Origin of the sequence: Sphingomonas panacis, from assembly GCF_001717955.1 — a bacterium.
Classification (GTDB): domain Bacteria; phylum Pseudomonadota; class Alphaproteobacteria; order Sphingomonadales; family Sphingomonadaceae; genus Sphingomonas; species Sphingomonas panacis.
Map to the genome: position 1 here is coordinate 3,716,859 of NZ_CP014168.1, position 14,682 is coordinate 3,731,540.

The window sequence follows — 14,682 nt, forward strand, 5'->3', positions numbered from 1 at the left end:
ATCAAAGCTTCCCTTCGATCGAAAGCACATATCCCGTGTCGCCGCGCTGGAATCCGGCGCGCGCGAGCCGGTCCGCCGCTGCGGGGTCGTCCGAGCGGATCGTCAGGTCGGCGTGGTAGCGCCCGTCCTGCCACAGCCGCAGCACGGCGCTTTCGGCGCCGGCCGGGCTGGCGAGCGGCAGCAGCAGCGCACCCGCGTCACAGCGCGCCTCGCCCGCCATGCCCTGCCCCAGCGCGATGCCGCCGATATCGCCGCTCAGCGACGCCTTCACGCGGCCGCTTGCGCGCACGCAATCGCCACCTTCGAAGCGGACATCGACCGAATCGAGATCGAGCGTGGAAATCGGCGCGGGCGCGAAGATGTTGCCGGTCGGAACGCTCGCGGTCATGCCGGACAGGCCGAAGCTGTGCCGGCTGATTTCGATCGCACCATCGATGCTGCGGCCGAGATCGCTCGCCTTGCCGGTCAGCGAAACGCGCGCCCGCCCGACCAGCAGCGCGAGCGGCGACACCGCGACATGCAAATCGCCGAGCGCGATCCGCCCGACCTGCGCCTCGCGCAGCGCGCCGCCCCAGACGCTGCCCTCGACCGCACGCGCGGTCAGACCCTGTTCGCCCACGCCGATCACGCCGAGCGCGACTCGCATCGGCAGCAAGGCGACCAGAGCGACCACGAACACCGCGCCGAACATCGCGACCGGGCCGGTGGTCAGGCGAATCCGCTTCACTGGCCTTGCGCCTTGACCGTCATCTGCACCGCCACGGTCCTGTCGCCATTGTCGGTCGCAGACAGCGAATCGACGAGGATGCCGCTGCCTTCGAGCATCGCGACCCAGCCGAGCAGCGCGGCGGGCTTCGCCTTGGCGATGGCGATCTGAACGCCACCGCCGGGCGCCGGGCCGACGCTGGCGAGATCGAACCCGGCTTCGTTGGCGCGGTCGCGAATCACGGTGTCGAGCGGGCCGGAAAGCTGTGCCCCGCCGCCGCGGCGCAGCACCTGGACGGCGCGCACCCGCGTCTGCGTTTCGCCGAGGCGGATCACCGCATCGGTATGCCGCGTCTTTGCCGAGGCCAGCGCATCGCCGATCGGCAGATACAGCACCCAGACCACGGTGACGACGAACAGCGCCGCCATGACGATGAGAAGGTGCTTCTCACGCGGCGAACGTCCGTCGAACCAGAGCTTGAACGTCGCGATCATTGCGGCTTCACCGTCAGCGTTCCCGTGATCCGTCCGCCCGATGCGGTGAGCGCGGCACCGGGATCGACCGCCAGCGCGGCGGCGCGAAGCCGTTGCTGGAGGTCGGTCGCCGCGCCCTCGCCGTCCGCCGCGATACCGACGCGAAGCGTGCCGTCGGACGCGAAGGTGAGGTTCGTCACCTCCACGCCGCGCACCGCGCGCACCGCGCTGAACACGGTCGCGGCGGTGCGGCTGAACCCCAGCCCCGGCCCGCGCAGCCGCGCGAGACGCGCGTCGAGCTGACGATCGGCATCGTTAACGGTTTCGCCCTGCGGCAGCCCGGCACGCGCGGCAAGATCGGCACGCTGTTCGAGATCGGCGGCGGCGACGTTGTACTTGACGATCTGCACGATCGAGATCGCCAGACTCACCCCGAGGATTCCCAGCCCAAGCCAGCCGAGCCGCCGCACCAGCGCCCAATCGACCGTGAAGCGCGTGCGGCGTGCGAACAGGCCCTGCCGCAGATCGAGCGTGGGCGCCGCCACCGCGGCGACAATCGCCGCGTCGAGCTGCGCGCCTTCCAGCCGATCGGGTGCGGTGCCCCCGGTGATGAGCGCGGTCAGTCCGGCTTCGTCGGCAAATCCCGTGGTCACGCCGCGCACGACGGTTTCGCCGTCCAGATCGGCCGCGATGAAACCGCTTTCCGGGCGCGGCAACAGCATCGGCGCGGGCAACAACACCCCTGCCTCGATGCCGTTCGCGGCCAGCACGTCCAACCAGCCGCGCATCTGCGCCAGCGCCACGACGCCGATCGGGCGCTCGCTGCCGCTCGCCTCGCGGCCGACCGCGACATGCACCTCGCTGAGCGGCGCCGCGCTCGCATCAGCGGCGAGGATTCGTGCCGCCGTCACCGCCTGCGCGGCCGAGCGATCGGGCAAGTCGGCCCAGTGCAGCGTCACCGCATCGGCTGGCGTCACCACCACCGGCGGCGCACCTTCGGGCGAGAGCGTCGGCAGCCCCGCGCCCCGCGCCGCGACCACGCCATCCTTGACGCGAAGCCAGCGCCACGGCGCGATCGCACCCGGCAGGAACAGGACGAGGGTTTCGCTCATGACAGCTCACCCCATTGCCGCGAGACGAGCCGTGCGGGAAGGGTCGATGCGTCGATCAGGCTGTTTTGTTGAAGATCGGTGCCGTTCACGCGCACGTCCATGCGCAACGCGAACCATTTGGTGGTCACGGCGCTTAGCGACGGCGCATCGCCCGTGTTCCCCGCCGCGCCGAAGGCTGACGACTGCCAGAATTTCGTCGTGCTGTCATAGCCGGTCGCGGGTCTGCCGAGCAGAGCGCGCCGCACCGCCGCGACGTTGGGGGCGCCGGGCGTCAGCACCGCGAGCAGTGGCGCCTGTTCGGGCAGCATGGTGTTGACGTTGGGTTGCGCGGGCTGGGCTATCGGCAATGCACATACCCACGGGCGCAGTGCAGCGTAGATTTCGGGGGTGACGCCCATCACCGCGCGGAGTTCGCTCGGGTCGGTCATCAACGTGTTGGCGGTGCGGTACGGCGTTTCGAGCCCGGCATAGTCGCCGTCCTCCGCGCCGCCGCTCAGCGGCTGCGTGTCGCTGTCGATCCAGTCGGTCGCCGCCGCCGCAATCCCTTCGGGCGAGCGCGCGGGCGCGCCGACGAGGCGGATCAGGCTGGCGAACTGCGCTGCCGTGGCCGGATTGGCGACATAGCTGCCGTCGGACTGTTTGAGAACGAGGCCGTTGAGGTTGAAGCAGTTGCCGCCGTCGGTGATGCGCAGCGTGGCGATACCGCCCGTCACCGGCAGCGGGATCGGCGTGTCGCTCCAGCCGCCCGCCAACGTCACGCGCGTGGCGTCTTGCCCGAGGAGATCGCTGATCCGGTTGATCGCAAGCGCCTCGCCGGCTTCCGCGAAGGCGCGCGCCTGATCAAGCGCGATGGCATTGCCGCCCAGCTTGGTGGCGATCCGCAGCCGCTCGAGCGCGGTCGCCGCCAGCACCGCGATCACCGCGACGAGCAGCAGCACCGTGAGCAGCGCGGCGCCGGTCTCCGAAGGCTTATGCTCAGCCACCTTTGCGCTCGCCGTAGCCGGTGCCGACGAGGAACAGTTCGCGAAATTCGGTGCCGTCGTCGCGTACCAGCCGCATCTCCAGCGCCTGCGGCAGCGGGCTCTGCGGCGAGCCTTCCCAATGGTCGCTCCACGCGCCGTTGACACGGTAGCGCAAGCCGACCTGCCGCACCTTCGCGAGCATCGCCGTCGCCGGATAGGGCGCGGCGCCGTCGAGCATCGTATAGGCGATGCGCGTGAGCGTATTGCCGTCGAGCCGGTATTCGACCTTCTGCAAGCCGGCGCGGCGCGCACCATCGAGGTTGCTCCAGCCGCCGCGCACCAGCCGCAGCATCGGGCTTGCCCCGGAGCCGGTTTCGCCGGTGAACGCGGGCAGCAGGTCACCGCGATCGTTGCGCGTCTGCCGAAGCGAAGCCTGCGCAAGATCGGCCTGCATCATCGAGGCGAGGCGGTTGAGCGCGGAGGTGTCATCGAGCTTGCCCGCCATCACGCCCTGCGCGCGCACGCTGAACGACAGCAATGCGACTCCGGCGGCGGCCAGCATGCCGAAGATGAGGAGCGAGATCATCACTTCGACGAGGGTGAAGCCACGTTCGCCGCCCCGCGAAGCGGCCGCTGCGGAGTCGGAGGCCCAGGCAGCGTTCCGCCCGTGGCTCTGGCCCCCCGCGTTCGCGGGGGAACGGTGGAGTCTGCTCACGATCCGCTCCCTGACCGGATCATCGTCAGCCTGCCCGCCGGGCGGCCATCGCTGTCGGAGACAGTCACGTCGATCTTGAGGATCCGCGAGTCCCCCGTCGCGGCGACGGTGCGCGTCCAGGTCCACGCCTTGCCGCCGTTCTGTTCGGTGCCGCTGGCGAGGCCGAGCGTGGGCGGCTTGGCGTCGGTCACCGCCTCGATCGCGACGTTGCGCGCGACGATCTGCCCGGTCAGCGTCGAATCGAGGATGCCCGCCCCCCGGATCGTCGCCCCTTCGAGCCGGATCAGCGCGAGCGCGGCGAGCGCGAACACGGCGAGCGCGACCATCATTTCGATGAGGGTGAATCCCCGCGAACGGATTGCGCGATCAGCCATCGACCCGCACCGCCCCGTCGGCGCCGACATGCACGTCGCGGGCCTCGCCGTCGCGCAACAGGCGCACATCGAAGGGGCGGTCGGCGATGCCGGTCGAATCGAACACCACGCGGTCGCGGCCGGTCACGCTCGTCGCGGCCTGCGTGCCCGCGCTCCATTTGGTGACCTGAAGCGGCTTGTCGGATATCGCCTGCCACGTCCCGTCGCGCCGTACCTCGAAACCATAGCCTGCCGGCGTCACCCACAGGCTGACCGGGCGCGCCTCGACGATGGCGAGATCATGCGCGGCGCGGGCGCGGAGCGCGAAGCGCGCCGCCTCGTCGCCGAGCCGGCCGCGCGGATCCGGCAGGCTCAACGCCACCGCCGCCGAGGCGAGGCCGATGATGGTGACGACGATCATCAGCTCGACAAGCGTGAAGCCGTGTTCGGCGGAACGCCGAACGGGCGTGAAGCCGTGTTCGGCGTGTGGCCGGGGTTTACTCCCAGCTACCAATATCGGCATCGACGCCCTCACCGCCATCCTTGCCGTCGGCGCCGAGCGTCCAGACGTCCGCCTCGCCATGCTGGCCGGGAGAGGCATAGAGATAGGGGTGGTTCCACGGATCGAGCGGCAATTTCTTGAGATAGCCGCCCTTCTGGTATTTGGACGGATCGCCGCCCGCCGGCGCGTTGACGAGCGCGTTGAGGCCATCGGACGTCGACGGAAACGCGCCGTTCGAGAGCTTGTAGAGTTCGAGCGCCTGCTCGATCGTCGCGATGTCGGCCTTGGCGCGGGTGATACGGGCCTTGTCGCCGCTCGGGAAGACGTTGATGACGACGATCGCGGCGAGCAGCCCGATGATGACGATCACCACCATCAGTTCGACGAGGGTAAATCCTTCGTCCTTGCGGCGGCGCTTGACGGTGCGGGGTCGGGTCATGACGGTCCTCATGAGATCACTGGCCCGCCAGCGTGTTGAGCTGGAGGATCGGCAGTAGGATCGATAGCACGATCGCCGCGACGACGCCTCCCATCACGACGATGATGAGCGGTTCGAGCAGTGACAAAGCGGTCGCGGTGAAGCGGTCGAACTCGCGCTCCAGATAATCGGCGGCGCGCGCGAGCATCTCGTCGAGCTGCCCCGCCGCCTCGCCCGAAGCGACCAGATAGGTGAGCAGCGGCGGGAACACGCCCGCGCGCAGCATCGCCGCCGAGAGGCTGCCGCCGCCGCGAATCGCCTCGACGATGTCATCGGTCGCGCGCCGCAGCCGGGCGTTGTGGATCGTGCCCGAGGTCAGCACCAGCCCGTCGAGCAGCGGCAACCGGCTCGCCACCATCGTCGCGAGCGTGCGCGCCATCCGCGCGGCGTGGAGATCGCGCAGCAGCCGGCCGAGCAAGGGCAAGCGCAGCAGCCATGTATCGAAGCCATATTTGATCGCGGGGCGCTTCATGCCCTGCCAGAAGCCGACGCCGGCCAGCACCATCACCAGCACGATCAGCCACCACCAGCCGACCAGGACGTGCGAGACGCCGATGACGAGGCGCGTCAGCAGCGGCAATTGCTGGCCGACGGTGTCGAACTGTTCGACCACCTGCGGCACGACGAACATCATCAGCGCGGTGACGACAGCCGTCGCGACCAGCGCGAGCACGGCCGGATAGGCGAGCGTCGTTAGGATCCTGCCGTTGATCTCGGCCTGCCGCTCCAGCAAGGCCGAGAGCCGTTCGAGGATTTCGGGCAACGCGCCGGACCGCTCGCCCGCCGCGACCATCGCGCGGTACAGCGGCGGGAAGCTCTTCGGCTCGCGCGCCATCGAATCGGCGAGGCGGCGCCCCTCCACCACGCCGGCATGGACCGAATGGACGATGTCGCGGACATGATCCTGCTCGGTCTGCCGCGTGATCGTGCGCAACGCCTCTTCGAGCGGCGAGACTCGGTTGAGCGTGGCGAGCTGGCGCGTGAACAAGGTGAGCTGCTTGGTGTTCATCCGCCGCCGGCCGATTCGGACGTTGGAGAACAACGCCTTGCCGCGTGGCGGCGGCGGCGCGCCGGCGTCGAGCTTCAGGACGTACAGGCCCTTGCGATCGAGCGTCGCGCGCGCGGCGTCGATCGAGGGCGCCGCGACGTGACCGCGCACCTCCCGGCCCTTTGTGTCGATGACGAGATAGTCGAAGTCAGGCACGGGCCGTACCCGCGACGCGCAATGTGTCTCGACTTCGCTCGACACGAACAGGTGATTGAAACCTCCGTTCGTCCCGAGCGAAGTCGAGGGACACGCGCTGGTCCCTCGACTTCGCTCGGGACGAACGGCCGATGAAATCACCCATTATCCGCAGCTTCAACAACCAGCGGTGCCTCCACATCGGCCATGTCGCGCCGCGACACACGGACCGCTTCCTCGGGCGTGGTCTTGCCCTCGCGGACCAGTTGCCGCGCCGCCGCGCCGAGGTTCTGCGCGTGGAGGAAGGCATGGCGCGCGATCAGCGATTCGTCGCCGCCGTCGTTGATGAGGCGGCGCAGCGTCTCGTCGATCCGCACCGCCTCGAACACGCCGATCCGGCCCTTGAAGCCGGTGTGCGCGCACTCGTCGCAGCCGACCGCCTCATAGACGACCGTGCCAGCGTCGAAGCCGAGCAGCGCCGAGACCGACCCAGACGCCTGCACCGGCCGCCGGCAATGCTCGCACAACCGCCGCACCAGCCGCTGCGCGATCACCGCGCGGAGCGTCGAGGCGAGCAGGAACGGCTCGATCTTCATGTCGCGCATCCGCGTGATCGCGCCGACCGCGTCGTTGGTGTGAACGGTCGAGAGCACCAGATGCCCGGTCAGCGACGCCTGCACGGCGATCTCGGCGGTCTCGCGGTCGCGGATTTCGCCGACCATCACCACGTCCGGGTCTTGCCGCAGGATCGCGCGCAAACCCGCCGCGAAGGTCAGCCCGACCTTGGGATTGACCTGAGTCTGGCCGACGCCATCGACCGCATATTCGACCGGGTCTTCCACCGTCAGAATGTTGCGGCTGCCGTCATTGAGCAGGCGCAGGGCGGCGTAGAGCGTCGTGGTCTTGCCCGATCCGGTCGGTCCGGTGACGAGGACGATGCCGTTCGGCTCGGTCAGCGTGGCCTTGAGCATCGCGTTCATCGCCTCGGTCATGCCGAGCACGTCGAGCGTGATGCCGGCATTCTCCTTGTCGAGGATACGCAGCACGACGCGCTCACCCGCGCGGCTCGGCAATGTCGAGACGCGCACGTCGAGCAGCTTGCCGCCCAAAGTCAGCCCGATGCGGCCGTCCTGCGGGATTCGCCGCTCGGCGATGTCGAGCCGCGCCATCACCTTGACCCGGCTGACCACCACCGGCGCGACGTGCGGCGGCATGCGCAGCGTCTCACGCAACACGCCATCGATCCGCATCCGCACGACGAGACCAGTCTCGTACGGCTCGATATGGATATCCGACACGCCGTTGCGCGCCGCATCGGCGATGATGCCGTTGATGAGCCGGATCGCGGGCGCATCGTCGGCGGTGTCGAGCAGATCGTCGGCGGTCGGCAGATCACCGGCGAGGATGTCGAGTTCGCCCGCCATGCCGATCCCGCCCGCCGCCATCGCCGCCGCCTGCCCGTCCATCGCATAGCGATCGGACAGCAGGCGATCGAACGCATCGGCTGGCACGATGCCGATGTCGAACGGCTGGGCGAGATGCCGGCGAAGCTCAAGCAGCACCCGGGGATCGCCGCCCTCGCGCATCGCGACCGAGAGATGCCCGTCCGCGCCATCACCAAGCACCACCCCGAACCGCCGCGCGAACGCATAAGGGATGGTGACGATGCCGGCGGGCAGCGGTGCGGGGTCGGCAAGGTCGAGCACCGAGTCCATCGTCATTTCTCCGGCCGGACAATCTGAGTCGAGTTGCGCACCACCGGCACGCCGATTCGCGGGTCTTCGATATTGCCGGGCACCGGCGCGCTCGGGATCGGCGGGGCGGCGCCCATGTAATCGCGCACCAGTTGGTCGATCGACGGCTCATCGACCGGATTCTGCTGGCCCTGCTGGAGCCGCAGATAGCCGTAGCGCTGTGCCGTGAGGCGCTGCGTGTCCTCGGGGGTGCGCAGCACGGTCGGCCGGATGAAGATCATCAGATTGGTCTTGGTGCGCTGCTTCGCCTTGGAGCGGAACAACTGGCCGAGCGCGGGGATGTCGCCTAGCAAAGGCACCTTCTCGATCGTGCGGCGCTCGTCATCGCTGAGCAGCCCGCCGATGATCGCGATCTGGCCGTCATCGACCGTCATGGTCGTCTCGACCTCGCGCTTGTTGAGGATCAGGTCGCTGTTGTCGCTGGCGACCGGCCCCGCGATCGAGCTGACCTGCTGGTGCAGGATCAGCTTGATCGATCCGCTCGAATTGACTTGCGGACGGACCTGCAACTGGATGCCGACATTCTCGCGCTGGACGGTGCGGAAGGCTTTGTCGAAATTCTGGCTCAGCGCCTGGCCGGTCGTGATCGGGATCTCCTGCCCGACAAGGATGCGCGCCTCCTGATTGTCGAGCGTGGTCAGCGACGGCGCTTGCAACAGGTTCGAGGTGGTGTCGGACTTCACCGCGTTGATGATCGCGCCGAAGATCGCGTTCTTGCCGATGTTGAACGCGCCGCCGCCGAATCCGCCGGTCGCGCCGAGGATCGAGCTGAGCGCGGACTGGGCGAGCGTATCGCTCACCGCATTGTTGGTGGTGGTGACGGTGGTGTTGCCGTTGACCGTGGTCGTGGTGGTGTTGAGCGAGCGCGCGCCGACCGCTCCGGCGATGGTCAGCAGATTGGGCGCGGAATTGCCGTAACTGGTCGCGAAGGTCGGCACGCCGCTGCCGGGCAGCCCCGCGAGCAGGAACTGGACGCCGAGCTTGCTCGCGGTCGCGTCCGAGACTTCGGCGACGATCGCCTCGACCAGCACCTGTTCGCGCCGCGTATCGAGCTGGCGGACCACTTCGGACAATTGCCGCTGCACCTCGGCGGGGGCAGCGATGACGATCGCGTTGGCGCCGGCGAAGCGCGTGACGACGGCGGCGGTCTTGCCGCCCTCGGCGGTGACGGCGGCTTGCGTCGGCGCGGCGCCAGCCTGCACGGGCTGGTTCTGCGGCTGGACGATGTTGGTGTTGGGCGATCCCGCGCCGAACCCGCTTGATCCGCTGCCGCTGGTGCCGCCGAAGGTCGATTGTGAAAGCTGCTGACTCTGCACCGGCGTCGGCGCCTGCCCGACGAGCTGCTGGAGCACCGGCATCAATTGCTCGGCATCGGCGTTTTCGAGGAAGATCACCTTGATCTCGGTGCCGTTCTTGGCGCGCGCATCGAGATCCTGCGCGACCGCCGCCAGCCGTGCCACGCTCGCCGCGTCGCCGCGCAGCGCGACGGCGTTGGAGCTGGTGACGGCGACGACGCTCACCGCCGCCGGGCTGCCGGGTTGCGCCGGGCCGCCGCCGCTGCCCTGCCCGGCCAGCGCCTGCAGTGCGGTGGCGATCTCGCGCGCGCCCGCGTTCTTGAGCGCGATCACGCGGGTGGACGCATTATCGGTGTCGATCCGGCGCAGCACCTCACGCACGCGGCGCACGTTGTCGGCGAAATCGACGATCACCACTGAATTGCCGCCGCGATTCGCCGTCACCGAGCCTTGTGTGCTGACGAGACCGCGCACCGTATCGACCGCCGATGCGGCATCGATCGCGCGCAGCCGCACGATCTCGGTGACGAAGCTGTTGCGCGCCGCGCCGTTGGTGCCGACGCGGCTGGGCTGCGACGCGGCATTGTCGATCGGCTGGATTCGGAACGCGCCATTCGAGGTCGGCACCGCGACGAGGCCGTTGGCGCGCAACGTCGAGAGGAACACCTCGAAATATTCGGAGCGCGACAGTGGCCGGTCGGTAACGACGGTCACTTTGCCTTGCACACGCGCGTCGATGATGAAGGTCCGCCCGGTCACGCGCGCGGCATCGGCGATGAAGGCGCGGACATCGGCGTCACGCACGTTCATCGTCGTCTGCGCGGCGATCGGGCCGACGCAGGCGAGCGCGAGCAACGGGGCGAGAATCAGTTTGTTCATGGGCCTGCTATCGTGATGGCGAGCGGCAGCGTCTGGCTGCCGCGTTCGACCGTAATCGAGAGGGTACCGCCGCCGGCGAGTTGGCCGCCGAGACGTTCGAAATCGCCCGCGCCGCCGACCGGCCGGCCGTTGATCGCGGTGACGACGTCGCCATCGCGCAGGCCCGACTGGCGGAACGCGGTGCCGCCGCCCTGCGGCCGCACGACGAGGCCGCTGACGCGGCCGCCATCGACACGCGGGATGATGCCGGTTTCGGCGCGAAGCTGCGAGAGCGTGAGGCCGCTCGGAGCGGCGGCCGGCGTAAGCAGCGGTTCGGACGGCGGCGTGGGTGCGGGTGGCGGCGCGGTGCCGGTGTCGCCTTGCGCGAGGAACAGCTCTTCGGTGGCGCCGCCACGGTCGATCGTGACATGATCGAACGCGACCGCCTTGAGAGTCGCGCCGGGGGCGACCTCCTGCCCGATCGCGATGCTCTTCTGGACGCCGTCCGGCCCGGCGATGATCGCCGAGCCGCCACCCATCGCGCCGTCGATCCGGGTGCCGAACAACGTCAACTGGAGCGAGGTGACGGTCGATGGCTGCGCTTCGCCGCCCGAGAGGCGGAAGAACGGATCGAAGCCGCGAAGCAGGTCACCCGGCGCGCCGGGCACGGAAACCCCGACCGGGCGCCAGGCGCCGAGCGGCGCAACCGGCGTCACCACCGTCCACATCAGTCGGGCGCATTGCACCGCCAGCACCGCGATCAGCACGAGTTCTGCGGCCGAATAGACCGTGACCTTCGGCAATCGGCGCAACAGCGCCCGGGCGCGCGGATCGAGAACCAGTCGCATTCCAAAAATCCACCCCGGCACCCGCCGCACCGCTAGGAACAGCGTGTTACAGGCCCGGGACGATCGTGTGAACCTTTTCCGCGCGTGCTGCGCACACTGGCGATCGCCATCGCCTTTTGGTTAAGCGCCCCGGCTATGCAGACTATCCCACGGCATAACGGTGCGCGCGGGGGCTACAAATACGTGATCGCAAAGGGGGTTCACGAGCGGCGGTGGTGATGATGTCGCCGGATATCGGTGAAGCGAGTGGTCAAAAACCTACCGGCCCCGGCCTTCACCGGGGCGAGCGGGTCCATGCCGTCGGGCATGGTGGGCGCGACAGGGATTGAACCTGTGACCCCACCCGTGTGAAGGGTGTGCTCTACCGCTGAGCTACGCGCCCATCGCCTTGGCCCCGATGGGGTCGCGATGCTTCGCCGGCCTTGGCCAACGAAATAGGGCGGCTCGTCGCCGCCCTGTTCCGTGCCTCTTAAGACAGGCCATCGGGGCTTGTCCAGCCCCTCCAGCCGATTCGGATGGTCAGTTCACCGAATCCTTGAGGCCCTTGCCCGCCTTGAACTTGGGCTGTGACGATGCCTTGATCGTCATCGGCTCGCCGGTGCGCGGGTTGCGGCCGGTCGAGGCCTTGCGCTTGCTCACCGAAAACGTCCCGAAACCGACCAGACGAACCTCGTCGCCTTTCTTGAGTGCCTCGGAGATCGCGTCGAACACCGACTCGACCGCCTTGCTCGCATCGCCCTTGCTGAGACCCGATGCGTCGGCGACCGTGCCGATCAACTCCTGCTTGTTCATGCCCGCGGAACCCCCGTTACAATGGAAACTGATTCTCGGCTTGAAAGCCGGTGTTCCAGTAACGACAGGCGGGCCGGGGCTGTCAAAGCAAAATGCGATAAACCTCGCTAAAACGCGGCGGAATTGCGCCCTTCCGCCGCGTTCGCGTGTCAGTGGCGGCGCTCGCCGCCGATCGGGGCGACACCCGCCGGCGGCTGCGCGGCGAGATCATCCTCCTCGGTCCAGGAGATCGGCTCGATCGGCGCGGTGAGCGCGAGGCGCAGCACCTCGTCGACATGGCTGACCGGGATGATCTTCAGTCCCTCGCGGATGTTGGCCGGAATCTCGGCGAGATCCTTCTCATTTTCCTGCGGGATCAACACCGTGGTGATGCCGCCGCGCAGCGCCGCGAGCAGCTTCTCCTTCAATCCGCCGATCGGCAGCACGCGACCGCGCAACGTCACCTCGCCGGTCATCGCCACTTCGCGCCGGACCGGAACCCCGGTCAGCGTCGAGACGATCGAGGTGACGATACCCACACCCGCCGACGGACCATCCTTGGGCACGGCGCCTTCGGGCAGATGGATGTGGATGTCCTTGCGCGCGAACAGGCTCGGCTTGATGCCATAGCTGGGCGAGCGCGCCTTGACGAAGCTGAACGCGGTCTCGATCGATTCCTTCATCACGTCGCCGAGCTTGCCGGTCACCTTGGCGGCGCCCTTGCCGGGCACGGTGACGCTCTCGATGGTCAGCAACTCGCCGCCGACTTCGGTCCAGGCGAGGCCGGTGACGGCGCCGATCTGGTTCTCCTCTTCTCCGAGGCCGTGGCGATATTTCTTCACGCCCGCGAAATCGGCGATGTTGTCGGGCGTGATCGTAACCGTCACGTCCTTGCCTTCGAGGATGCGGCGCAGCGCCTTGCGGGCAAGCCTGGCGATCTCGCGTTCCAGCGTGCGGACGCCCGCCTCGCGCGTGTAATATTGGATCAGCGCGCGCAGCCCCTCGGTGGTGAGCGTGAACTCGCCGGGCTTGAGGCCATGCGCCTCGATCTGCTTGGCGATCAGATGCCGCTGGGCGATCTCGACCTTCTCGTCCTCGGTATAGCCCTCCAGCCGGATGATCTCCATCCGGTCGAGCAGCGGCTGCGGGAGGTTGAGCGTGTTCGCCGTGGTGACGAACATCACATCCGACAGATCAATATCGACCTCGAGATAATGGTCCTGGAACTTCGCGTTCTGCTCGGGATCGAGCACCTCCAGCAGCGCCGATGCCGGATCGCCGCGGAAATCCTGGCCGAGCTTGTCGATCTCATCGAGCAGGAACAGCGGGTTGCTGGTGCCGGCCTTCTTGAGATTGGTGACGATCTTGCCGGGCAGCGAGCCGATATAGGTGCGCCGGTGGCCGCGAATTTCCGCTTCATCACGCACACCGCCAAGCGATTGACGAATGAATTCGCGTCCGGTCGCCTTGGCGATCGACTTGCCGAGGCTCGTCTTGCCGACGCCGGGCGGGCCGACGAGGCACAGGATCGGCCCCTTCAGCTTGTTGGTGCGCGCCTGTACGGCCAGATATTCGATGATCCGGTCCTTGACCTTCTCGAGCGCATAATGGTCCTCGTCGAGCACCGCCTGCGCCGCCGAAATGTCGCGCTTGATCTTCGATTTCTTGCCCCACGGCAGGCCGAGCAGCACGTCGAGATAATTGCGCACGACGGTCGCTTCGGCGGACATCGGCGCCATCGTCTTCAATTTCTTGAGCTCGGTGGTGGCCTTGCTGCGCGCTTCCTTGGAGAGCTTGAGCGTGGCGATCTTCTGGGTCAGTTCGGCGATCTCGTCGCCCTCGCCTTCCTCGCCCTCGTTGCCGAGCTCGCGCTGAATCGCCTTCAACTGCTCGTTGAGGTAATATTCGCGCTGGGTCTTCTCCATCTGGCGCTTGACCCGGCTCTTGATCTTCTTCTCGACCTGCAAGACGCCGAGTTCGCCCTCCATGAAGGCGTAGACCATCTCGAGCCGCTTGGTCGGATCGGTCTCGACCAACAGCGCCTGCTTGTCCGACACCTTGACCGAAATGTTGGCGGCGACCGAATCCGCGAGCCGGCTCGGCTCCTCGATCTCGCCGAGCTGCACGGCGGTTTCGGCCGGCAACTTGCGGTTGAGCTTGGCGTAATTCTCGAACTGATCGACCACCGAGCGCATCAGCGCGGCGGTTTCGTGCGCGACCTGCTTGCTGGCGGCTTCGAGATCCTCCGCACCCTCCGCACCTTCGAGCAGGTCGACCGACGCGGTCAGATGGCCCTCGGACGTTTCGAGATCGGTGAACTTCGCGCGCTTCTTGCCTTCGACGAGCACGCGGACGGTGCCGTCGGGCAGCTTGAGCAATTGCAGGACCGTCGCGGTGACGCCGATGTCGTAGAGATCGTCGCGGTCGGGATCGTCCTCGGCCGGATCGAGCTGCGCGACGAGGAAAATCTCCTTGTCGGCAGCCATCGCCGCTTCCAGCGCAGCGACCGACTTGTCGCGACCCACGAACAGCGGCACGATCATATGCGGGAACACAACGATATCACGTAGCGGCAGAACAGGGTAGATTTGGGTCATGAACACTCCGAGGGGCGCAAGCGATGCGCCTTGTTCTACCTTATATGGTGCGCGAGGCGCTTTCCATCAATCGTC

The 14,682-nt window shown here is 67.9% G+C and carries 14 protein-coding genes and 1 tRNA gene; all 15 read right to left on the bottom strand.

Annotation, left to right across the window (positions count from 1 at the left end; translation table 11 throughout):
* Window position 1: 1 nt before the first annotated feature.
* The 15 genes from gspN to lon all read right to left on the bottom strand — a co-directional run bounded on the left by gspN (window position 2) and on the right by lon (window position 14,607).
* Complete coding sequence (gene gspN, locus J0A91_RS16840) at window positions 2-727, bottom strand: type II secretion system protein N (protein ID WP_069205860.1); 726 nt, start codon at window positions 725-727, stop codon at window positions 2-4.
* A complete protein-coding gene (gspM, locus tag J0A91_RS16845) occupies window positions 724-1,200 on the bottom strand; it encodes a type II secretion system protein GspM (RefSeq protein ID WP_069205861.1) in 477 nt (158 codons plus the stop codon). The genes gspN and gspM overlap by 4 nt, the downstream gene beginning before the upstream one ends.
* Complete coding sequence (gspL, locus tag J0A91_RS16850; RefSeq protein ID WP_069205862.1) at window positions 1,197-2,291, bottom strand: type II secretion system protein GspL; 1,095 nt, start codon at window positions 2,289-2,291, stop codon at window positions 1,197-1,199. The genes gspM and gspL overlap by 4 nt, the downstream gene beginning before the upstream one ends.
* A complete protein-coding gene (gene gspK, locus J0A91_RS16855; protein WP_069205863.1) occupies window positions 2,288-3,274 on the bottom strand; it encodes a type II secretion system minor pseudopilin GspK in 987 nt (328 codons plus the stop codon). Before gspK ends, gspL begins: the two co-directional genes overlap by 4 nt.
* Window positions 3,267-3,968: a type II secretion system minor pseudopilin GspJ gene (gene gspJ, locus J0A91_RS16860; protein WP_240502053.1), complete on the bottom strand. Its 702-nt coding sequence runs from the start codon at window positions 3,966-3,968 to the stop codon at window positions 3,267-3,269. Before gspJ ends, gspK begins: the two co-directional genes overlap by 8 nt.
* Window positions 3,965-4,342 carry a type II secretion system minor pseudopilin GspI gene (gspI, locus tag J0A91_RS16865; protein ID WP_069205865.1) on the bottom strand — a complete coding sequence of 126 codons (378 nt, stop codon included), beginning with the start codon at window positions 4,340-4,342 and terminating at the stop codon, window positions 3,965-3,967. The genes gspJ and gspI overlap by 4 nt, the downstream gene beginning before the upstream one ends.
* On the bottom strand, window positions 4,335-4,844 hold the full coding sequence (locus J0A91_RS16870) for a GspH/FimT family pseudopilin (protein WP_083224741.1): 510 nt from the start codon (window positions 4,842-4,844) through the stop codon (window positions 4,335-4,337). The genes gspI and J0A91_RS16870 overlap by 8 nt, the downstream gene beginning before the upstream one ends.
* A complete protein-coding gene (gspG, locus tag J0A91_RS16875; protein ID WP_169833157.1) occupies window positions 4,819-5,262 on the bottom strand; it encodes a type II secretion system major pseudopilin GspG in 444 nt (147 codons plus the stop codon). The genes J0A91_RS16870 and gspG overlap by 26 nt, the downstream gene beginning before the upstream one ends.
* 16 nt (window positions 5,263-5,278) lie before the next feature.
* A complete protein-coding gene (gene gspF / locus J0A91_RS16880) occupies window positions 5,279-6,505 on the bottom strand; it encodes a type II secretion system inner membrane protein GspF (RefSeq protein WP_069205867.1) in 1,227 nt (408 codons plus the stop codon).
* A gap of 137 nt (window positions 6,506-6,642) precedes the next feature.
* Window positions 6,643-8,199: a GspE/PulE family protein gene (locus J0A91_RS16885; RefSeq protein WP_150126951.1), complete on the bottom strand. Its 1,557-nt coding sequence runs from the start codon at window positions 8,197-8,199 to the stop codon at window positions 6,643-6,645.
* A 2-nt stretch (window positions 8,200-8,201) separates the two neighbouring features.
* Window positions 8,202-10,412, bottom strand: a complete 2,211-nt coding sequence (gene gspD / locus J0A91_RS16890; RefSeq protein ID WP_069205869.1) for a type II secretion system secretin GspD — start codon at window positions 10,410-10,412, stop codon at window positions 8,202-8,204.
* The gene (locus J0A91_RS16895) at window positions 10,409-11,239 is read right to left on the bottom strand and encodes a type II secretion system protein N (RefSeq protein WP_069205870.1); all 831 of its coding nucleotides are present in this window, start codon (window positions 11,237-11,239) and stop codon (window positions 10,409-10,411) included. Before J0A91_RS16895 ends, gspD begins: the two co-directional genes overlap by 4 nt.
* A gap of 307 nt (window positions 11,240-11,546) precedes the next feature.
* A tRNA-Val gene (locus J0A91_RS16900) sits at window positions 11,547-11,621 on the bottom strand.
* Between the two features lie 137 nt (window positions 11,622-11,758).
* On the bottom strand, window positions 11,759-12,031 hold the full coding sequence (locus tag J0A91_RS16905; protein ID WP_069205871.1) for an HU family DNA-binding protein: 273 nt from the start codon (window positions 12,029-12,031) through the stop codon (window positions 11,759-11,761).
* Window positions 12,032-12,180: 149 nt separating this feature from the next.
* Window positions 12,181-14,607 (bottom strand): endopeptidase La, encoded by a 2,427-nt coding sequence (gene lon / locus J0A91_RS16910; protein WP_069205872.1) that lies wholly within the window; start codon window positions 14,605-14,607, stop codon window positions 12,181-12,183.
* Window positions 14,608-14,682 lie beyond the last annotated feature (75 nt).